The 20,621-nt window shown below is 61.4% G+C and carries 18 protein-coding genes; 12 read left to right on the forward strand and 6 right to left on the reverse strand.

Annotation, left to right across the window (positions count from 1 at the left end):
- Window position 1: 1 nt before the first annotated feature.
- The 3 genes from urtE to OA90_RS00745 all read left to right on the forward strand — a co-directional run bounded on the left by urtE (window position 2) and on the right by OA90_RS00745 (window position 2,370).
- Window positions 2–691 carry an urea ABC transporter ATP-binding subunit UrtE gene (gene urtE / locus OA90_RS00735; protein WP_068405608.1) on the forward strand — a complete coding sequence of 230 codons (690 nt, stop codon included), beginning with the start codon at window positions 2–4 and terminating at the stop codon, window positions 689–691.
- Window positions 692–753: 62 nt separating this feature from the next.
- A complete protein-coding gene (fmdA, locus tag OA90_RS00740; protein ID WP_068405611.1) occupies window positions 754–1,983 on the forward strand; it encodes a formamidase in 1,230 nt (409 codons plus the stop codon).
- Window positions 1,984–1,992: 9 nt separating this feature from the next.
- On the forward strand, window positions 1,993–2,370 hold the full coding sequence (locus OA90_RS00745) for a zinc ribbon domain-containing protein (RefSeq protein WP_068405614.1): 378 nt from the start codon (window positions 1,993–1,995) through the stop codon (window positions 2,368–2,370).
- Window positions 2,371–2,472: 102 nt separating this feature from the next.
- On the opposite strand, the gene OA90_RS00750 is transcribed toward OA90_RS00745, so the two are convergent.
- From OA90_RS00750 to OA90_RS00765, 4 genes are all read right to left on the reverse strand, one after another.
- Window positions 2,473–3,711, reverse strand: a complete 1,239-nt coding sequence (locus OA90_RS00750) for an ABC transporter permease (RefSeq protein WP_068405617.1) — start codon at window positions 3,709–3,711, stop codon at window positions 2,473–2,475.
- Window positions 3,708–4,631, reverse strand: coding sequence for an ABC transporter permease (locus tag OA90_RS00755; protein WP_068405620.1), 924 nt, complete (start codon window positions 4,629–4,631; stop codon window positions 3,708–3,710). The genes OA90_RS00750 and OA90_RS00755 overlap by 4 nt, the downstream gene beginning before the upstream one ends.
- Before the next feature lie 2 nt (window positions 4,632–4,633).
- Window positions 4,634–5,722: an ABC transporter ATP-binding protein gene (locus OA90_RS00760; RefSeq protein ID WP_068406552.1), complete on the reverse strand. Its 1,089-nt coding sequence runs from the start codon at window positions 5,720–5,722 to the stop codon at window positions 4,634–4,636.
- A 96-nt stretch (window positions 5,723–5,818) separates the two neighbouring features.
- Window positions 5,819–6,955, reverse strand: a complete 1,137-nt coding sequence (locus tag OA90_RS00765; RefSeq protein ID WP_068405623.1) for a substrate-binding domain-containing protein — start codon at window positions 6,953–6,955, stop codon at window positions 5,819–5,821.
- 279 nt (window positions 6,956–7,234) lie between these two features.
- Between OA90_RS00765 and OA90_RS00770 the strand changes: the two genes are divergently transcribed.
- Window positions 7,235–8,716, forward strand: a complete 1,482-nt coding sequence (locus OA90_RS00770) for a PLP-dependent aminotransferase family protein (RefSeq protein WP_068406554.1) — start codon at window positions 7,235–7,237, stop codon at window positions 8,714–8,716.
- Between the two features lie 101 nt (window positions 8,717–8,817).
- Here the strand turns inward: OA90_RS00770 and OA90_RS00775 are convergent, their stop codons facing one another.
- Window positions 8,818–10,125 carry an aminotransferase class III-fold pyridoxal phosphate-dependent enzyme gene (locus tag OA90_RS00775; protein WP_068405627.1) on the reverse strand — a complete coding sequence of 436 codons (1,308 nt, stop codon included), beginning with the start codon at window positions 10,123–10,125 and terminating at the stop codon, window positions 8,818–8,820.
- 198 nt (window positions 10,126–10,323) lie between these two features.
- Between OA90_RS00775 and OA90_RS00780 the strand changes: the two genes are divergently transcribed.
- Window positions 10,324–11,073 carry an SDR family NAD(P)-dependent oxidoreductase gene (locus OA90_RS00780; protein ID WP_068405630.1) on the forward strand — a complete coding sequence of 250 codons (750 nt, stop codon included), beginning with the start codon at window positions 10,324–10,326 and terminating at the stop codon, window positions 11,071–11,073.
- Window positions 11,074–11,298: 225 nt separating this feature from the next.
- Here the strand turns inward: OA90_RS00780 and OA90_RS00785 are convergent, their stop codons facing one another.
- The gene (locus OA90_RS00785) at window positions 11,299–12,684 is read right to left on the reverse strand and encodes a hypothetical protein (protein WP_156510342.1); all 1,386 of its coding nucleotides are present in this window, start codon (window positions 12,682–12,684) and stop codon (window positions 11,299–11,301) included.
- A 418-nt stretch (window positions 12,685–13,102) separates the two neighbouring features.
- Between OA90_RS00785 and OA90_RS00790 the strand changes: the two genes are divergently transcribed.
- The 7 genes from OA90_RS00790 (at window position 13,103) to OA90_RS00820 (ending at window position 20,608) form a co-directional block, all read left to right on the forward strand.
- Window positions 13,103–14,185: a LacI family DNA-binding transcriptional regulator gene (locus tag OA90_RS00790; protein ID WP_068405635.1), complete on the forward strand. Its 1,083-nt coding sequence runs from the start codon at window positions 13,103–13,105 to the stop codon at window positions 14,183–14,185.
- Window positions 14,178–15,197, forward strand: a complete 1,020-nt coding sequence (locus OA90_RS00795; protein ID WP_068405638.1) for an ABC transporter substrate-binding protein — start codon at window positions 14,178–14,180, stop codon at window positions 15,195–15,197. Before OA90_RS00790 ends, OA90_RS00795 begins: the two co-directional genes overlap by 8 nt.
- Before the next feature lie 74 nt (window positions 15,198–15,271).
- Complete coding sequence (locus tag OA90_RS00800) at window positions 15,272–16,099, forward strand: ABC transporter permease (RefSeq protein ID WP_068405642.1); 828 nt, start codon at window positions 15,272–15,274, stop codon at window positions 16,097–16,099.
- Window positions 16,096–16,875 (forward strand): ABC transporter permease, encoded by a 780-nt coding sequence (locus OA90_RS00805; RefSeq protein WP_068405645.1) that lies wholly within the window; start codon window positions 16,096–16,098, stop codon window positions 16,873–16,875. The genes OA90_RS00800 and OA90_RS00805 overlap by 4 nt, the downstream gene beginning before the upstream one ends.
- On the forward strand, window positions 16,868–17,902 hold the full coding sequence (locus tag OA90_RS00810) for an ABC transporter ATP-binding protein (RefSeq protein WP_068405647.1): 1,035 nt from the start codon (window positions 16,868–16,870) through the stop codon (window positions 17,900–17,902). The genes OA90_RS00805 and OA90_RS00810 overlap by 8 nt, the downstream gene beginning before the upstream one ends.
- 7 nt (window positions 17,903–17,909) lie before the next feature.
- Window positions 17,910–18,824 carry a nucleoside hydrolase gene (locus OA90_RS00815; protein WP_068405650.1) on the forward strand — a complete coding sequence of 305 codons (915 nt, stop codon included), beginning with the start codon at window positions 17,910–17,912 and terminating at the stop codon, window positions 18,822–18,824.
- Window positions 18,821–20,608, forward strand: coding sequence for an adenine deaminase C-terminal domain-containing protein (locus OA90_RS00820; protein ID WP_068405653.1), 1,788 nt, complete (start codon window positions 18,821–18,823; stop codon window positions 20,606–20,608). Before OA90_RS00815 ends, OA90_RS00820 begins: the two co-directional genes overlap by 4 nt.
- Window positions 20,609–20,621: the final 13 nt, after the last annotated feature.

The following is a 20,621-nucleotide window of genomic DNA, read 5'->3' on the forward strand; positions in this document are numbered from 1 at the left end:
CATGCTGAATGTCGCACATTACCACGTCGCCTACGGCCAGAGCGAAGTTCTGCACGGCCTCGACTTCACCGTTTCGCCCGGCGAGATCATCGCCATCATGGGCCGCAACGGCATGGGCAAGACCACGCTCATGAAATCGCTGATGGGCATCGTCCCGACCAGCAACGGCAACGCCGCCGTCGACGGCATCGACATCACCACGCTCAAGAGCTACGAGCGCGTCGCCAGAGGCATCGCCTATGTGCCCCAGGGCCGGATGATCTTTCCGACCATGACGGTCGAAGAGAATATCGAGACCGGCCTCACCATAAGCGGGCGAAGCAAGGTGCCGGGAGATATCTATGAACTCTTCCCGGTGCTGCTCGACATGAAGAGCCGGCGCGGTGGCAACCTTTCCGGCGGACAGCAACAGCAGCTCGCCATCGCCCGGGCGCTCGCGACCAATCCCAAGGTCCTGCTTCTGGACGAGCCGACGGAAGGTATCCAGCCGTCGATCATCCGCGAAATGGCACGGGTGCTGAAGCGCATCCGCGACGAGCGTGGCCTGTCCATCGTCGTCTCCGAACAGGTGCTGTCCTTCGCACTCGACGTCGCCGACCGGGTGCTTGTTCTGGAGAACGGGCGGCTGGTCCACGACGAACCCCGCGAGAACGTCGACGAAGACAAGGTCTCCGCGTTCCTGTCCGTCTGATCCGGATCTTTCAAAGCTCAACCGCGCTCGAGATAACGGCGCATTTTCAAGAGGAGAACCCCATGGCTGATACGCTGATTTCGGTAGACTTGAGCGAGTCTCCGCATACCAACGAGAAGATCCACAACCGCTGGCATCCGGATATTCCGATGGCGGTCTGGGTCGAGCCGGGCGACGATTTCAAGATCGAGACCTACGACTGGACCGGCGGCCAGATCAAGAACGACGACGATGCCGCCGATGTGCTCGACGTTGAACTGGAACAGGTACACTACCTGTCCGGCCCGATCGGCGTGAAAGGGGCCGAACCGGGTGACCTTCTAGTCGTCGACATTCTCGACATCGGCGCCAAGGAAGAAATGCTCTGGGGCTTCAACGGTTTCTTCTCCAAGCAGAATGGCGGCGGTTTCCTGACCGAACACTTCCCGGAAGCGCAGAAGTCTATCTGGGACATCGAGGGCATGTTCACCCGTTCGCGTCACGTACCGGGCGTCAACTACGCCGGGCTGATCCACCCTGGCCTGATCGGCTGCCTGCCGGACCGCAAGATGCTCGACACCTGGAACGAACGCGAGACATCTCTCTTCAACACCGATCCGGACCGCGTTCCTGCCCTCGCCGCCCTGCCAAACACCCAGTCGGCGCATATGGGCCAGATGAAGGGCGAAGCCAGGGACAAGGCCGCGGCGGAAGGCGCCCGCACCGTGCCGCCGCGCGAACATGGCGGAAACTGCGACATCAAGGATCTGTCCCGCGGTTCGAAGATCTACTTCCCGGTCTATGTCGACGGGGCCGGCCTCTCCATGGGAGACCTGCACTTCAGCCAGGGCGACGGCGAGATCACCTTCTGCGGTGCGATCGAGATGGCCGGTTGGCTGCACATCCGTGTCACGCTCATCAAGGACGGCATCGCCAAATACGGCGTCAAGAATCCGATTTTCAAGCCCTCTCCGATCACGCCGAAATACGACGACTACCTGATCTTCGAAGGCATTTCGGTCGACGAGGCCGGCACTCAGCATTACCTGGATGTGCATATCGCCTATCGCATGGCCTGTCTCAACGCCATCGAATACATGAAGAAATTCGGCTACACCGGCGCTCAGGCCTACGCCATTCTCGGCACCGCCCCGGTACAGGGACATATCTCCGGCGTGGTCGACATTCCCAATGCCTGCGCCACCTTGTGGCTGCCCACCGACATCTTCGAATTCGACATGATGCCGGGATCGGACGGGCCGATAAAACATCTCGACGGGTCCATCGACGTGCCGCTGGCACCGGACCTTTAAGGAGCCCCCATGCCGGTCTATGACTATCTCTGCGCTTCCTGCGGACCGATCACCGCCCAGCGGCCGATGTCCGCGCATGCCGATCCGATCGAATGCCCGGCTTGCCGGCAGGAGGCCCCCCGGGCTCTCCTGCGCGCGCCGAACATGCCGGGTCTTTCAACGGAGCAGCGCTCGGCCTTCGAGCGCAACGAAACCGCGCGCCACAATCCGGTCTTCTCGACCAGGTCCGGGCGCGAGGACCGGGCGAAGGACGCCCGCAAGCGTCATCCTGCCGGATGTTCCTGCTGTTCGGGCAGCAGCAAGGGAAACTTCCGCTCCAGCGCGGTCTACAAGGCCGACGGCAGCAAAACCTTTCCCTCAAAACGGCCATGGATGATCAGTCACTGATCCGACGGACGCCCGGTCGACCACGACCGGGCGTCAGGCTTGCCGTTCTTTTCCCACACAGCCGAATTCAGGCCGATACGACCACCGCACCATCACTGTAAACTATTGCGAAGGCTTAAGACCGTTCGGGTTGAACGCTCCGCCGAAAGGTGAAGGGTTGGCCTTGGCCGGTGCGTCTGCGGGTGCCGGCTCTTCCCGTCCCGGCGTCAGGCCATTGGGGCTGAACGCCCCGCCGAAAGGCGACGGATTGGCCTTACCGGCCGCACCAGCTGGCGCGGACACCGGCGCGGTGGTCTTCTGCTGCTCCTGCATTTTCCGGCGCTGCTCTTCCAGCAGCTCCTGCTGACGCGCACGCTTGTCGTCGAGAACCTGTTGCTTGCAGACCGAAGCGTCGTGCCGTGTGCCCTGCCAGGTGGCAAGACCCGCGATACCGGCGAGGATCAGGAAAACCGTCAGCGGATGGACCAGCGTCTTCAGAACCGGATTGCCGTAGATCCGCGACCGTCTGGCGATGCCTGTGCGCAGCACTTCCTTGCGGCGCGTGTGTGCTTCATGAACGATCGCACCGATCAGGGTGACACCGATGATGATCACTGCGAGTGCCGACAGCGAGGGGTCGGTACCGTGCCGAACCTTGGAGGCCAGCGCCGTCGTGAAGGTGTTGCCGGACAGGATCGTGAAGACGGTCGTGTTGTAGTTTTCAAAGGATGCCAGGAAGGTCAGGAAGGTTGCCGACCCGATAGCCGGCCCGAGGAAGGGCAGGAGAATCTTGCGAAAGGCCTGACCGGGCGTCGCACCCAGATCGAGCGCGGCCTCGGTCAGGATAGGATCGAACCTTTGCAACCGCGCCAGGAACACCAGCATGGCATAGGCGGATATGAAGGTCACCTGACCGGCCAGGGTCAGGAACATGCCATCGAAGAAAAACGAGCCGTATTCCGCTCCGACGCCGCGGCCCAGCGCCCCCCAGAAGACGATGGTCGAGATTCCCAGAACCACACCCGGGATCAGGATCGGCGTGATCAGCACCGTATAGAGCACCGCCCGCAGCCGGGAGCTGAGCTCCGAAAGAGCCAATGCCCCGGCAAGGCCGATCGGCACCGCGATGGCGACGACGCTGACGGCAATCACCAGGCTGTTCAGCAGACCGCTCATCAGCCTGTCGTTGGCAAAGAGAACGGCGAACCATTCCGTGGTGAAACACTCCCACGGGGTGATCCTCGGAAAGGACGAGGAATTGAACGCCGTGATCACCATGATGATCAGCGGACCGAACAGGAAGGAGAAGAAAAGCAGGGAAAATCCCGCCGCGACGGCACCGCCGCCCGTGCCCCGGTTCATCGGCCGATCTCCCCGATAGACACCTTGAAGACCCGCATCAACATCATCACGAAGGAGATGCAGACGATAAGCAGGATGACTGCATAGGCCGAACCGCGCTGCCAGTTGGCGCTCTCGTTGAACCACTGGTAGATGAGCTGGGTGAACCAGAGACTGGACGGCCCGCCGAGGATCTGCGGGGCGGCCAGCGCGCCCGCCGTCAGCATGAACACCATGGTCGCACCGGAGGCGATGCCCGACTTGGCGACCGGCAGCACCACCCGCCAATGAACCCGCCACCAGCTCGCGCCCATGTCCCGAGCCGCCTCGATCTGGTTCCGGTCCAGCGCTTCAACGGCGTTGAAAATCGGAAACACCATCAGCAGAATGTAGGCGTAGGTCAGTCCGGAATAGAGCGCCACATCCGCCCGGATGAAGTCGACCGGCTGGTCCCACAATCCTATCGACATGCCGACGCCATTGATCAGACCGGTCGCGCCAAACAACACGCGAAAGGCAAAGGCGCGCAGGATTTCATTGACCCAGAAGGGCACGATCAGGCCGATGACCATCATCCGGGCGGCAACGCCGGTGGCCGAATGGGCCAGAATGAACGCGATCGGGTAGCACAGCAGAATGTCGATGCAGGTCACGAACACCGCCGCGATCAACGTCCTGACCAGGATCCCGATATCGAGCGTGTTCACCGTGCCGTCATTGCCCTGGAAGAAATAGGCGTAATTGTCGAGCGTGTAGACATCCTGCGGGCCGCCGACGTCAGAAGCGGGCAGGTTGAAGCGGAACGAATAGTCGAGCATCGCTATTTGCGGCAGTGCGATCAGGAAGATCACCCAGATCAGGACCGCGACGCCGACAAAGGTGGCGGCGCCGAGACCGTGCTTTCCGGCGATTTGCTTGAAGGCGGTCTGAAGAGCCTGCATTCCTAAGCCCCCGCCAGAACGCCATGGGGCAATACGATAGCCTGATCGGGTGCGAACCCGACCGGTACGACCGCTCCTGACCGCGTGTCCGCGGTCCCGCCGAGATTGACCCGGGACAGGCGAAGCGGAACCCCGTTCGCCTCAAGAAACAGCTGCCGCGAATTGCCCTCGAATTCTTCCTTGACCCAGTTGGCGGTCACAGCGTTGGGAAGGCCGTCGCCAATGCTCAGTTGTTCCGGACGGATGAACAGGATGCAGTCGTCTCCCGCCTTGTATTGGCGCCCCCCGGCCGCCTGCCCCTGCAGACGGCCGAGCGGCGTTTCAATCGACACCAGCGTTTCCGCCTGGGAGGCGACCTTGCCTTCGATCGCGTTGCTCTCGCCGACGAAGGAAGCCACAAAGGACGTCTTCGGGCGGTTGTAGATCGATTCCGGCGGATCGACCTGTTCAATGACACCGGCATTCATCACCGCGACCCGGTCGGACATGGTCAGGGCTTCGCCCTGGTCATGGGTGATGTAGATGAAAGTCAAGCCGACCTGCTGCTGGATCGTGCGCAACTCGGTGCGCATGTGATGGCGCAGCTTCAGATCGAGGGCCGACAGCGGTTCGTCGAGCAGCAGAATATCCGGCTCCACCGCCAGCGCCCGGGCAATGGCCACGCGTTGCCGCTGGCCACCCGACAGTTCGTGAACCTTCTTGTCGCCCACCCCGGGCAAAGCAATCATCTCCAGGAGCTCGTCGGCGCGTTTACGACGGTCCTTCCTGCCAACACCGCGCACCTCGAGCGGGAAGGCGATATTGTCGGAAACGCTCATCAGCGGGAACAGCGCAAGGTTCTGGAAAATCAGTGCGGTCGGGCGTTTGTTGGGCCCGATGCCCTTCATGTCCTGGCCACCGATCAGGACCCTGCCCTCGGTTGGATCGCTGAAGCCTGAAATGCAGCGCAGCAACGTTGTCTTGCCGCATCCGGACGGCCCCAGAAACGAGAAGAATTCTCCACCCTTGATCACGAGATGGGCGTTGTCGACTGCCGTATAGGCCCCGAAGCGTATGGAAACGTGATCCAGTACAATGTCTTTTGTAGCCATGACGCTCTCGAAAAAAGGCTGAACGGACTGGGGAAAGGCCTGGTGGATGCCGGACGGATTTCCGCCCGGCATCCACCAGAGCTGCTTTCGCAAGTGTTAGGCGGACAGGAACTTGTTGGTGTATTCGGTCCGCTTTTCCGAGTACCAGGGGGCCTCGGCAGGCCAAGCGTTCAGGTTGTCCAGAGCGTCTCCCGAATAGGCATCGGCGAAGTTCTTGGCATAGACTTCCCCGCCGAATTCAGCAGCACCGACGACAGGCGAATTGTAGCCATGGGTCTTGATCGCCTCGCCGGCCAGCTTGGCGTCATAGGCTGCCTCGATGAAGGCGTAGATCTGATCGATGTTCTTGGCGCCCGTCGGCATCGCAAGACCGTCGACCCAGGCCATCGCACCCTCTTTCGGTGCCCGGTACATGACCGGCTCGCCCGCCGTCTTGAGCGCCAGTGGTGGGCCGTCCCAGGTCTGGCCGACAATGACGCCTTCATTCAGGAGGCCGTTCTTCTGGGTGTCGGCATCGTTCCAGATCAGCTTGATGTTAGGCTTCTTGGCGATGGCGGCCTCGACAAGTTTGGTCCAGACCTCATCCATTTTCTCCGGGCTCTCATAGGCTGCCCACATGGAACCGGCATCCATCTCGCCGCGGCCTTCCAGGCCAAGGCCGAGACCGAGCAGCATGGAGTGACCGCGGCCCATGGTCTTGCCGGCATTGGCCTCGTCCCAGACATCGTAGTAGCTCGGGAATTCGCCCCCCGGCACAAATGCGTCCGTCCGCCATGCGATGCCTTCCGTGCCCCAGATATGCGGCAGCCAGAAAACGCCCTTGCCGTCGAAATTCCAGTGGGTCTCGCCCAGCGCCATGGAAGGATTGACCTTGTCGAGGTCAACCTTGGACATGTCGAATGGCTGCAGCAGGCCCAGTTCTGCCCAGAGAAGGTTGCGGTTCACGGTCGGGGAGACGATGTCGAAACCTTCGCCGCTGGTGGCTTTCAGCTTGTTGATGATTTCCTCGTTGGACCCGATGCCGGTGAAATTGATCTTGATCCCGGTCTTGTCCGTGAAGCCGCTGACGAAGCTTTCCGGCAGATAGTCCGACCACATCATGATGTTGATCTCGCCGGATGAGGCCAGCACGCTGGAACTGACGATCGCGGGCATGGACAGCCCTGCGCCGACCGCGGCCGCGCTCTTCAGAAAATCGCGTCGCGTGGTGCGTGCACCCTTTTTGAAATTCATTATGACATCCCCTGTCTGTTGGTCTCGCCAAACTGTTCATCGCTCTGGCGCGATACAGGCCGGATCTTTTTTTGCCCGAAACTTTACTGCCGGGACGATCCTGCACCGCGTTGACCGGAAGACTATTGCGGTGCAACATCCGCCATTAGAGCCAGAAGCTGAAAACTATGGTGCCAGGGCATGCAAGACGGCTTGCACCGCGCGGATTTACGGCCAAAACTGTCATCGCGACATCAGATGGGCACCGGCAGTGTCCTTTTCGCCATTGCGGAAATTCAAATGCTTACGACTTATTTCGACGCACCGTTTGATCCGGGCCGGCGCCTGCAGCACCAGATCCAGGAGCGGCTGATCGAGGCGATTCTCGACGGTGTCTGGCCTCTGCACGAGCCCTTGCCGGCAACGCGCGTCTTTTCAAGGCAGATCAACGTTTCCCGCAACACCGTCGCCATCGTCTACGAGCGGCTGGTGGAGGACGGGTACCTGAAATCGGTCAGCCGGCGAGGATATTTCATTAACGAGCGCCACATCCGCGAGCAGCTCAATATCCGCGTTGACGATCATTCCAAGGAGATCTTTCCCCGGTCAAAGCAGCCCTTCGACCCCGGCGCGCTTCTGGTCTGCCGCTATTCGGACCAGGCGAACATTCACAAACCGGCCGATTGGCAGACTTTCGAGTATCCCTTCATCTTCGGCCAGCTTTCGCCCGACAAGACGTCCGTTTCACGCTGGCGGGACTGTGTCCGTCTGGCAGGAACCGCCCAGCACGCGCCAACCTGGATCGGTGACCTGGTCGACCGGGACGATCCGATGCTGGTCGACCAGATCATCCGGCGCATGCTGCCCCAGCGGGGCTTTCGCGCGGATCCGGAAGAGATTCTGATCACTGTCGGGGCGCAGAACGCCCTGTTCATGGCCGCCCATCTGTTCTGCCGGCCCGGTGTCCGTGTCGACATCGAGGAACCGGGCTATGTGGATGCGCGCAACATTTTCCAGGCGCTCGGCGCGGAGATCAGGCATCACCCGGTGGACTCCAACGGCATGCGCGTCGGCGATGAACTGGAAGGCACCCGGCTGGTCTATGTCACGCCGGGACATCAATCGCCCACCAATGTCACCATGTCCATGGAACGGCGTCTGAAGTTGCTGGCCCAGGCGGAAACCAACGATTTCATCATTCTGGAAGACGACTATGAGCATGAACTGAATTTTGTCGGCGCGCAGAAGCCTTCCCTGCGCAGCTTCGACCGGACAGGCCGGGTCATCCATGTCGCCAGCCTCTCGAAGGCGCTTTTTCCGGGTCTGCGCCTCGGCTTCATCGCGGCGGACAGGCGCATCGTCAGGGAACTGCGGGCCTTGCGCCGCCTCATGTACCGGCATCCTTCCGCCCTCGATCAGCGGGCGATGGCGATCTTCCTGTCAGAAGGGCATTACGACTCGCACATCCGCCGCCAGAGGAAAATCCTGTCGCAGAAGTGGAAGAAGATCTTCAAGCTGATCGAGACCCACCTTCCCGCCTGCGAGGCAACCGTGACCACCGGCGGGTCCGGCGTCTGGATCCGAATTCCCGAAAGGATCGCAGCCATGGAGTTGCAGGAGGAAGCAGCCCGGCACGGTCTCCTGATCGAAGCGGGCGACATCCATTATCTGTCGCCGCAAAAACCCCGCAACCGCATCCGCCTCGGCTTCGGTGCCATTGCCGAAGAAAAGATGGAACCCGGAATCCGTCTGCTTGGCCAACTTCTTGCGAAGAGCGCGTGAACCGATAACCGGACATCCCGCAGCGCTGTTCCGGACACAGCAAAGCGGAGATCCGGAACCTTGTCAGACGGTAAAGCCTGCGTTGTTGCAAGGCCTGGAGCCTAAAGCTCGGCCCTGCCCAGAACCGTCTGGAGCATGTCGACCATCTTCGACAGATCCTCTTCCGGCGTTGTCAGGGCGGGCGCGAAAATCAAGGCATCACCGGTTGCCTTGACGTGCAGGCCCTCATCGAACAGCCGCCGCTGCACGATCGATCCCTTCGCTCCGGGCGACGCACCCGGCGTCAACTGGATGCCGGACATCATGCCATAGCCGCGCAGATCGGCGACGTGGGGAAGGTTGCGCAGGCTAAAGACACTGTCAAGGAAGGTCCCCGACAGGCTGGCGGCCCGGTCAAACAGGCCTTCGCTCTTGTAGATGCCGAGGGTTGCCAGCGCGGCGGCGCAGGCGACCGGATGGGCGGAATAGGTATAGCCATGCATCAGTTCCGGCCTGTCGGCGGATATGGACTCGATCACGGCCTTCTGGATCTCCGTCTTCACGGCGACAGCACTCATGGGAATGGCGCCGTTTGTCAGGGCTTTCGCCATTGTCATGACATCCGGCGTCACCCCGAATTCCTGGGCGGCAAAGGCGGCGCCCGTGCGGCCAAATCCTGTGATCACCTCGTCGAACACCAGAAGGATACCGTGTCTGTCGGCAATCTCCCGCAGGCGCCGAAGATAGCCGACGGGTGGAACGATGGTGCCGATGGAGCCGGCGATCGGTTCAACGAAGACAGCCGCGATCGTCTCGCCGCCGTAGGTCTTGCAGATCTCTTCCAGGTCATCCGCCAGATGGGCCCCGTCTTCCGGCTGGCCCCGTGTGAACCGCTGGTCCTCGTTCCAGGTGTGGCGCATGTGAACCACGTCGCAGGTCACCCCGGAAAAGTCCCGCCTGTTGCCGACCATGCCCGCCAGCGACGTGCCGCCGAGATTCACGCCGTGATAGGCCCACGAACGCGAAACGAAACGGGTGCGCTGTGGGGCTCCCTTGGCCTTGTGATAGGCAAGGCAGATCTTGATGGCACTATCCACCGCCTCGGAGCCCGAGGAACCGAAAAAGACCCGGTCCAGCCCTTCCGGCAGAATGTCGCTCAGGGCTTCCGCCAACTTGAAGGAAATAGGCGCGGCGCGCTGAAAATGCGGCGTATAGTCCAGATCCTGAAGCTGTTTGTAGACAGCCTCGGCGATCTCCTTGCGGCCGTGACCCGCCGCACAGGTGAACAGACCCGAGGAACCGTCCAGCACTTCCCGGCCCTCCGGCGTCCAGTAGCGCACGCCCTGCGCCTTCTCGAACATCTGGGGTTCCTCGCGGAACAGCCGGTTGTTGGTGAACGGCATCCAGTGATGGTCCATGTTGATCGGCATCTGGGTCACGGCACGGGTCCTCAAGATCGAAACGGTTGGTCCACTCCTAGGACCAGACCTGGCGCTTGCTTAGAGCCAGCGCTCTCATTCGTAAGGGCCAGAGGCGTTTGCCGTCTGTTTTGCCATTGTGCCGGCGCGCCGGGTTCGTATGGTCCGGTCAAATCGATTGCTGACCTCAAACTCTGGAAAGGCCTGACCATGACCGGCACAATTCTCATCACCGGAACGACATCGGGTTTCGGCCAGGCAATGGCCCGGCTGTTCGTGGCAAGCGGCTGGAAGGTCGTGGGCACCGGCCGGCGCGCAGACCGCCTGGAGAAGCTGGGCGAAGAGCTCGGAAGCGCCTTCTGTGCCGCCGTCTTCGACATCATGGACGAAGCGGCAACGAGAGACGCTCTCACCGGTCTGCCCGAACACTTTCAGGACATCGACGTTCTGGTGAACAACGCCGGTCTTGCCCTTGGCACCGCGTCGGCGCCGGACACGAAGCTGTCCGACTGGAAGACCATGATCGATACCAACATCACCGGCCTTGTCACCATCACCGACCTGCTGCTTCCGAAACTCATCGAGCGCCGGGGCATGATCGTCAACATCTCCTCCATTGCAGCCAACTGGCCCTACCCGGGCGGCAATGTCTATGCGGGCACCAAAGCCTTCCTGCGTCAGTTCTCGCTCGGCATGCGCTCGGACCTTCACGGCAAGGGCGTGCGGGTGACCTCGATCGAACCGGGACTGTGCGAAAGCGAGTTCACGCTGGTGCGCACCGGGGGCGACAGGCAAAGCTATGACGCCCTTTATGGCGGCGCGAATGCGATCCAGCCAGAAGACATTGCCAACACGGTCTACTGGATCGCCACCCAGCCTGCCCACCTCAACATCAACTCCCTGGAGATCATGCCTGTCAGCCAATCCTGGGCCGGCTGGCAGATCGCCCGGGAGAGCTGAGGGCGGCACCCGATCTTGGGAGCGTTTTCCATAAAACTGATTGCAGAAAATCACCCGAACGCATTTTCAATGCAAACGCTGCCCCGGGCGTAGCCCTGAAGGCATGCCGCTTGAACGCGACTCGCTTGTTAGAGGTGCTCGTGCCGGTCTGCGACCGTCTCTGCGCCTCTAGCGGACCGATCACCGCCCCTGCAGATCCGATCGCCTGCCCAGCGAATTTCGAGGCTAGGAATACCAGGACGGCGGCTGGAAGGACGTCGGGTTCATGGCTTCCACCTCGACACGGTACAACTTGTTCCCGAGACCTCCGGAATACATCAACGCATCGTCGTAGGGATTATGTGCGTGAGGTTGAATAATGTCAGCCTTGTGAGTGTAGAGCTGCTGTATCAGAAGATGGCCTATTTCGTGGCAAAGCGTGCGTGCAATCGAATTGATGTGGGTCGTCTTGCCATAGGACCGGTCATCGAGCAGGCACATTCCGCTGTCGTAATCCATCAGGCCGTTCACCTTCATCGGACGTTCGCCCTTTTTCTGGGCACTGACAATTTCCCGTACGATGAAGACGTTCACGGTCTTGACATGGAGTGCCTCTGAAGGCTGCGGAAACGCGCGTTCCTTCGCAAAGGGTTTGAGGAACTTGAATTCGTCTTTCTTCTCCTTGAACGTGTCCTCTCGGACGACAAACCCGAGATGGCGGCCGATGTCCTTGTGCGACAGCAATTCGTCGCCGAGAAGCCGAAGTTCGACATTGCACTGGGGTATGAGGATTTCGCTGTTCGCGATCTTCAACACGGTCCTCAGCTCACCGCTCGAGACGCGTGATTTCAGTCCTGGCCCGTGCTGGACGTGAAAGAAAAAGATCGGCACGATCCTGCGCGGCTTCACGGACACATAGACACGCAGGTGCCTGCCGTTCTGAAACAGGTCCAGCTTGCAGTCCTTGCAGGATTTAAGGCCCTTGATCACCAGACACTGGCCTTTGACAACCGCGCGCAGCAGCCGTTGCCTTGTAAAGGAACAGGCATAGCCTTCCTCATCGACGCCCTTGCCTGCGATCCGGACCGGACTGTCGGGATCGAGTCCGATCCGGATCGACCGTTCGCAACCTTCCGGCACCATGATCCAGGCGCCGTCACGCTCCGGAGGAAATTTCACCTGCAAGGGGCCGAGTACCTGCGACGGCGCTGGAAAGCTGTCGAAACCCTGATTGCCGTCGGTCGGACCGAACACGGGTATTTTGGGCATGCCTTTGGGATTGACGGGCTTGTCCGGTGTCGGCTTGTCCGGATTGTCCTTCGGCTGCACCGGTTTTGGTGTTACGGGCGCAACCTTCCATTTTGCCGCGGACGCCGCATCGTTCAGCGCCGATAGTGTCGGTCCGACCGGATCCACACGCTGGTCCGGGTTCATGAACCCCAGCACCTTGCTCTGGAAATCGCCGATCATTCCTTTTGTCAGCGGACCATGGAAGCCGTCCTCCACAAGGGGCGTGCGGGACTGATCCAACAGAAGGTTCAGGCGCTCTTGAACGGTTCGGACGTCCGCGATGTTGTTCTGGGCCCGGAAGCCGACGGATCGGGCGATGCTTATTCTGGGTAAACTCGACATGACCACACCTGGGGAAAGGGCTTGCCAAAACACTTTTTTCGAAATGCAGGGCGTGCGCAAAAAGAAACCGGATTCTGATGTCCGTTCATCTAGCACCACCCGGACTCGCGGACTGTGATCGGGGACACAACTTTCCGCTTGGCAGATTTTTGAGGGACATTTCCGTTCACGGGCATTGAGAGCGGCTGACAAATCGCGCTGGAAGGCAGAAATCGGCTCAAGCCCGGTTGACTGGAAAATAGCGAGAGCTGAAGCCGCGCCCTGGCGACGGGACCCATTTCCTCTTTCTGCCGCCACAGGTTGAATCGTCCCGGGAAGCGTTTTCAGGTCACGAAAGGAGTCGACATCGGGGGATATTCTGCTTAATCTGATTAAGCGCTTAACCAACCTTGTTCCAACGGCTGGCAATCCAAAACAGATGGCACCTCGCCCCAATCTTTCGGACATTGCCAGAGCCATCGGCGTTTCCAGCGCGACCGTGTCCAATGCCCTTTCGGGCAAGGGAAGGGTCTCCGCGCAGTTGTCACGGCAGATCGCGGAAAAAGCCAGGGAACTGGGTTATGTTCCCAGCCTTGCGGGGCGAGCCCTGAGCACCGGGCGCAGCCATGTTCTCGGCCTGGTGCTGGCCGATATCGGTCATCCGCTGTTCCCGCAGTTCGCCCAGGCGATCGAACAGGCCGCCACGAAGGCCGGCTACGGCGTTCTGATCGGCGACAGCCGCGGTGACGTCAAAACCCAGACCGCCGCCATCGACCAGCTTATCGAGCGCGGCGCCGACGGCATTATCCTTGTGCCCCGGCATGGTACCAGGATCGCTGAAATCAACTGTCCCGTTGCGGTTATCGACACGCCATCGACACCGGGAAACACCGTTTCCGCCGACCACTGGCAGGGCGGCAGACTGATCGGTGCGCATTTGCGCAATCTCGGGCACACCCACCTTGCAATCATCGGTCTTCACCAGGATTCCAATGTTCAGGCAGACCGTATCGGTGGCATCCGCACAGGTTTCGGCCGGGAAGGCTCTGTCCGCACCCTGTGGATCGACGCTCTGGAAGCGGATGCGGGACCGGGATGCGAACTGGGCCTCGCGGAACTGGTGCGTGAGGGCTACACGGCTTTCGCCGCCGTCTCCGATATTCACGCCCTTCGCGCCGTCAGCGAGCTTCAGCGCTCGGGCCTTTCGGTGCCCGCTCATGTCACAGTCACCGGCTTTGACGATCTGCATTGGGCCCGCTCTATTTCACCCGCCCTGACGACGGTACGCATGAATATGGAAACGATCGCCCGGCTCGCCGTGGCCGATCTTCTTTTGCAGATCGAACCGGACAGAACCACTCCGCCCGAGGACGAGACAGCACCTCCCCAGGCCGTACCGATGGAACTCATCGTCCGCAGTTCCAGCGCCTCGCCGCATGGCAACCTCATCCCATCGCAGGATAACAACAACAATTCAGATCCTGACACCCTCCCCTCCAGAGAAGGAACGAACAATGCTTAAAAGAACTCTCGCCGCGGGCGTCGCCCTCTGCGCTTTCACCGCGCCGGCACTTGCAGACGACGAGCTGGTCATTTCCGTCTACGGTTTTGCCCAGGATGCCTTCAAGGAAATCGTCTACGATCCCTTTGAGAAGATCTGCGGCTGCGAACTGGTGGTGGAGACCGGCAACAGCGTTGAGCGCCTGGCAAAGCTGGAAGCCCGCAAGGACGATCCGGAAATCGACATGGCGGTCATGTCCACACATGATGCCCTTTCCGCAGCACGCAAGGGTATCACCCAGTCCATCGACGTCTCGAAACTGTCAAACTACGACAAGCTCTACGACATCGCCAAGGACCCGCTGGGCGATCACCTCGGCATCGGCTACACCTTTTACGCCACGTCCATCGCCTACCGGGCCGACAAGGTGAAAATCGAAAGCTGGTCCGATCTATTCCAGGACGACCTGAAAGGCCGGGTGGCATTTCCCAATGTGACCACCAACCAGGGCCCGCCCGCGCTCTACATGCTCGGCAAGGCCATGGGCGACGATGCCCCCTCCCTTTCCGCGCCAATCGCGGAAGTCGGTGCCAACAAGGACGATATTCTCACCTTCTACGTGCGCTCCTCACAGGTCGCGCAGCTCATGCAGCAGGAAGAAATCCTGGCAGCACCCATCGGCCGGTTCGCGTGGGGCGCATATCCGAAAATGGACATGAACATCGCCTGGGCAACACCGAAGGAAGGCCAGACCGGCGGCATGAATGTCATGATCCTGACCAAGGGCGCCAAGAACGAGGACCTCGCCTATCAGTTCATGGACTTCTGGCTGTCCACCGAGATCCAGACAAAACTGGCCGAAGCCCTGGTCGACAGCCCGGCCAATGCGGACGTCAAGGTTTCCGACGAAGTGGCTGGAAATCTCACTTACGGCGAAGAAACGGTGAAGAGCCTTCACCTTCTGCCGCCGGCTGTCATTCTGGACAACCGCGAAACCTGGCTCGCCGAATGGAACGACAAGGTCGGCCAGTAACTCCGTCCGTATCCGGATAACCAAAGGTCAGCAGGCAGCGTGACAACGCTGCCTGCGCATACAAGGCAGGTTTCATGTTTCAGAATCGTGCGGAAGCACTCGCCCTCGCTCTGCCGGCGGTCGTGTTCGCGGCAGTCGTCTTTCTGGTCCCCGTCGGCATTCTTTTGTCGGAAGGTTTCCGGATGGAAGGCGCATGGAGCGTGAGCGCCTATGTCGACTTCTTCTCCAAACCGCTCAATCAAACCGTCTTCTGGCGCACCCTGAAACTGGGCGCGATGGTGACAGCTGTCTCTGCGGTGATCGGCTATGCCACCGCCTATGCCATCGTTACTCTGCCTCCCACGGCACGCGGCCGCATGATCGGCCTCGTGGTCATGCCGCTGATGATTTCGCCGGTCGCCCGCACCTATGCCTGGATCGTCATCCTCGGCCGCACCGGCTTCGTCAACCAGATCATCGTCGGCCTGGGATTGTCCGACACGCCAGTCCGGTTCCTCTTCACCGAAACAGCCGTTTTCATCGGACTGCTGCAACTCTTCCTGCCCCTGATGATCCTTTCCCTGATCAGCGCCCTGGAGAACATGCCGAAGGACGCCGTGCCCGCCGCCCGGGTGCTCGGCGCCAACTGGCTGCAGGTCTTTTTCAAGGTGATCCTGCCGCTGACACGGGAAGGCCTCGTCATCGGCGGCACTCTGGTCTTCACCGGTTCGCTCACCGCCTATATCACCCCCGCAATTCTCGGCGGCTCGAAGGTTCTCATGCTGGAAACCCTCCTCTATCAGCGGGTCACGGTCGCCAATGACTTCGCATCCGCAAGCATCATCGCCATGATCCTGATCGTCATGAGCTTCTCGGCGAACATGCTGCTGAAGCGTCTGGCAACCGCGAGGAACAGACGATGACCGGCCGTCTTCTTTCCTATGTCACCCTCACCCTGGTGCTCGCCTTTCTCCTGGGTCCGTTCCTGATCATCGTCGCGGCGGCCCTGTCCGCCGGAGAGACGCTGGCCTTTCCACCCCAGGGCCTGTCCCTGAAATGGGTTTTCAAGGTCTTCGAGATCGAGAGCTTCCGGAACAGCTTCGCCCTGTCCATGTTTCTTGCCGTGTTCGGCACGCTGGCAGCGCTCATTCTCGGTGTTCCGGTCGCCTATGCCGCCTCACGCTACAAGCTGCCCTTCCGCGAGACCCTGCGCACCATCGTCTCCGCGCCGATCATCGTGCCGGGCATCATCGTCGGCCTCGCGCTCCTGCGCTACCTGGTGATCCCGCTGGACGTCGGCATCGGACTGGCGCTCTTCATCGCGCATACGGCTCTCATCCTGCCCTATGCGGTGCGGGTCGTCTCAGCCTCTCTTGAAAACCTGCGCAGCGACATCGAGGAGGCCGCGGTCATCCTCGGCTCGTCACGCGCCGGAGCCTTCTTCCGGGTCGTGTTGCCCAATATCCGCAACGGCATTCTCGCCGCCTTCATCCTCGGTTTCGTCACCAGCTTCAATCAGGTTCCGGTCTCCCTGTTCCTGTCCGGCCCCGGCGTCAGAACCCTGCCCATCGACATGATCTGGTACATGGAAATCACTTACGACCCGTCCGTGGCCGCGCTCGCCGCGCTGCTGGCCTTCCTGTCCATCGCCATCGTGTTTCTGGCCGAACGTTTTCTCGGATTTTCCCGTTATGTCTGATCTGACCTATCTCTCGCTGAAAGACGTCACGCTGGCCTACGGCAAGTCGGTCGCCGTAGACAGACTGAACCTCGACATCACCAGGGGCGAACTGATCGCTCTGCTCGGCCCGTCCGGCTGCGGCAAGACCACAACGATGCGGGCGATCACCGGCCTCATGCGCCCGGCCGCCGGCCGCATCACCCTGGACGGGGCGGACATCACCTATCTGCCCGCGAACAAGCGTCAGGTCGGGCTGGTGTTCCAGTCCTATGCGCTCTTCCCGCACCTGAATGTCTTCGAAAACGTCGCCTTTGGCCTGCGCCTCAAGAAACTGGGCGGCAAGGCACTCGATACAAAGGTCGATGGCGGGCTGGACCTAGTCGGCCTGTCCCATCTGGCGGACCGCAAACCGGCGGAGCTGTCCGGCGGCCAGCAGCAGCGTGTCGCCCTCGCACGCTCACTCGTCATGGATCCGAAGGTGCTTTTGCTGGACGAGCCGCTCTCCAATCTGGACGCAAGGCTGCGGCTGGAAATGCGCACCGAGCTGCAGCGGGTTCAGCGCGAAAGCGGCGTGACCATGGTTTTCGTCACCCACGACCAGAGCGAAGCGCTTGCGCTTGCCGACAGGATTGTCGTCATGAAGGACGGCTATATCGAACAGCTCGGCACACCGGAGGACGTCTATGACCGTCCGTCGACCCGCTTCGTGGCCGACTTCGTCGGGTTCGAGAACATCTTCACCACGGAAAACGGCAAGCTGAAAACCGCCGACGGCGAGGTTCTGCTCAGCCCGGGCACGCCGATCGACGGCACCGTGAAGGGCCTGGCGTGGCGCCCGTCGAAGGTGGCACTTGGGTCCGGTCCATTCTCCGGTATCGTCAAAGGGTCGTCCTTTGCCGGCCATGCCCGCGAATACCTGCTCGACAGTGCCCTCGGCCCGATCAAGGCGGAACAGCCGGTTCCCCACGATGCCTATGACATCGGCGACCGGATCGCCTTCGATCTCGCGCCGGACCACGCTGCCCGCCTGACCCGGATGGAGTGAGAAAACCATGATCTGGATCGATACGGATATGGGTCTCGACGATATCCTGGCGGTGATGATAATCGCCGGCCACCGGGATATCTCCGGCATTTCACTGGTTTTCGGCAACGCTCCGCTCGAACAGGTTCGCAAGAATGCGGCCGGAGCCTGTTCTCTGCTGGGCTGGCGCACGCCGATCCATACAGGTGCGGCAAATGCCATCCTCGGCGAGACGATCACGCCCGCACACGTGCTTGGCCCGACCGGTATCAAGACCCGGGGTGCCCGGCTTCCGGAATGTCCGCCCGTTCCGGAATCGCCCGCGCAGGCCGCTTTGTGCACCTGGCTGGAGAGCCTTGACGCGCCGGGAGAGATCCTGGCACTCGGCCCTCTGACCAACCTGGCCATTCTGGCCCTCTCCCGTCCGGACCTTCTGACGAAGATTGCAAAGATCACCTGGATGGGCGGCGGTGCAGGCCGTGGCAACCAGACCGCTTCCGCCGAGTTCAACGCCTTTGCGGACCCAGAGGCGGTGCAGATCGTCGTCAACAGCCGCGTCCCCCTGGACATCGTCGATCTGGAATTGTGCCGTCAGGTCCTGATCGGACCGGACGATCTTCTCGCGCTGGAGGCATCCGGCACGGAAAAAGGCCTTGTGCTGGCCGATCTCTGCGGTGCCTATGTGGATATCGCCCTTGAGAGGGGACGGGAGAAAATGGCCGTTTACGATCCTTGTGCGGCAGCGGCCCTAGTCATTCCCGAAGCCTTCACCTTCGCCCCCGGCTTCGTCGCGGTGGAGCTCGCGGGCACGCATACGCGCGGCAGAACGGTGCTGGATCAGCGGCCCGGTGTCCCCCCGAACTGCCGCTGGGCAATGCACGCGGACGCACCCCGCGTTCTCTCACTCACACTGGAGACGCTGCAAAAGGCAGCCCTTTCATGACCGACACGGCAAGCGAACCAGCGGACCTTGCCGCACGCCCCCTGCGGGACCGCGCTGTAAAGGCGGCCAAGGGTCTTGAACCTTTCGATCTCCTGATAACGGGCGGCACGCTTGTCGATGCGGTCACCGGCGAGCTGAGGCAAGCCGATATCGGTGTGTGCGGAACCATGATCGCCAGCGTTCACGACACCGGCGCTCGCGACGATGCAGCAAGGATCATCGATGCCACCGGGCTGTTCGTCTCCCCCGGTCTCATCGACACCCACATGCATGTGGAAAGCTCCATGGTCACCCCGGCAGGCTACGCCGAAGCGGTGCTGCCCCGCGGAGTGACCACCATAGTCTGGGACCCGCACGAACTGGCGAATGTTCATGGTTTGGCGGGTGTGGACTGGGCCATCGAGGCTTCGCGCCTTCTGCCTTTGCGGATCCTGTTGCTTGCCCCGTCCTGCGTCCCTTCGGCGCCCGGACTGGAGAGATCGGGGGCGGATTTCGCGCGCGCGGAACTGCAAGACCTGCTCGAACGCGAAGCCATCGCGGGCGTCGCCGAAGTCATGAACATGCAAGGCGTGATCGACCGTGCCCCGCGCATGACAGACGTGGTGCAGGCGGGCCTTGAAAGCGGCAAGCTTGTCTGCGGTCACGCCCGGGGCCTGGAAGGCACGGATCTCAATGCCTTCATGGCGGCGGGGATTACCTCCGATCACGAGCTGACCTCCGGCGCGGATCTTATGCGCAAGCTCCGGGCCGGACTGACCATCGAGCTGCGCGGCTCACATGATCATTTGCTGCCGGAATTCGTGCAGACCCTCAACGCGCTCGCTGCCCTGCCGTCCACGCTGACGCTGTGCACGGACGATGTTTTCCCCGACGATCTTCACGCCACCGGCGGCCTCAACGACGTCGTCGCCCGTCTCGTCCGCTACGGCCTGTCACCGCTCAAGGCAATTCAGGCGGCAACCCTTAACGCCGCGCACCGGCTTGGACGCGCCGATCTCGGTCTCATCGCTCCAGGCCGGCGGGCGGATATTGCGCTGTTTGAGGATCTTGAGAGCTTTGTGGCGGTGAACGTTATCGCCAACGGCATTGCCGTCGCCGAAAACGGCATCCTGACGGCACCGCTCGCCGGCACGGATCCCGCGCTGTTACGGAACTCCGTTCATTGCGCGCAGGTCTCTGCGGAGGATTTCAAGATCCGCTCCGGCGGCGGGAGCGTTGAGGTCGCGACCATCGATCGTCCCCGGTTCACACGCTGGGACACCGCCATCACGGAGGTCGAGAACGGCCGTGTCGTTCCCCCTCAAGGCGCTACCCTGATGAGCGTCATCCACCGTCACGGGCGCGGCGATACCAGCCCGGCGACCGGCTACCTCACGTCCTGGGGAACATGGCGGGGTGCCTTCTGCACCACGGTCTCGCACGACAGCCACAACGTCACGATCTTCGGCGGCAACGAGGAGGACATGGCGCTTGCGGCGAACTGGGTGATTTCCCGCCAGGGCGGAATGGCCGTTGCCAAAGACGGAAAGATCCTCGCCGGTCTCGCCCTGCCGCTTTCCGGCCTGATCACTGATGCTCCGCTGAGTGAAACGGCCGGGGAGTTCAAGGAAATCCGGGAAGCCATGGAAGAGATCGTCACCTGGCAGCCACCCTACCTGGTCTTCAAGGCCTGCTTCGGCGCCACACTCGCCTGTAACGCCGGCCCGCATCTGACCGACCTCGGCCTTGCCGATGCAACCCTCCCCGAGCCGATGAAAAATCCGGTGATGAAGATCGTCGATTAAGGCCGATACCGAG

It is taken from the genome of Labrenzia sp. OB1, assembly GCF_001624695.1.
Classification (GTDB): domain Bacteria; phylum Pseudomonadota; class Alphaproteobacteria; order Rhizobiales; family Stappiaceae; genus Roseibium.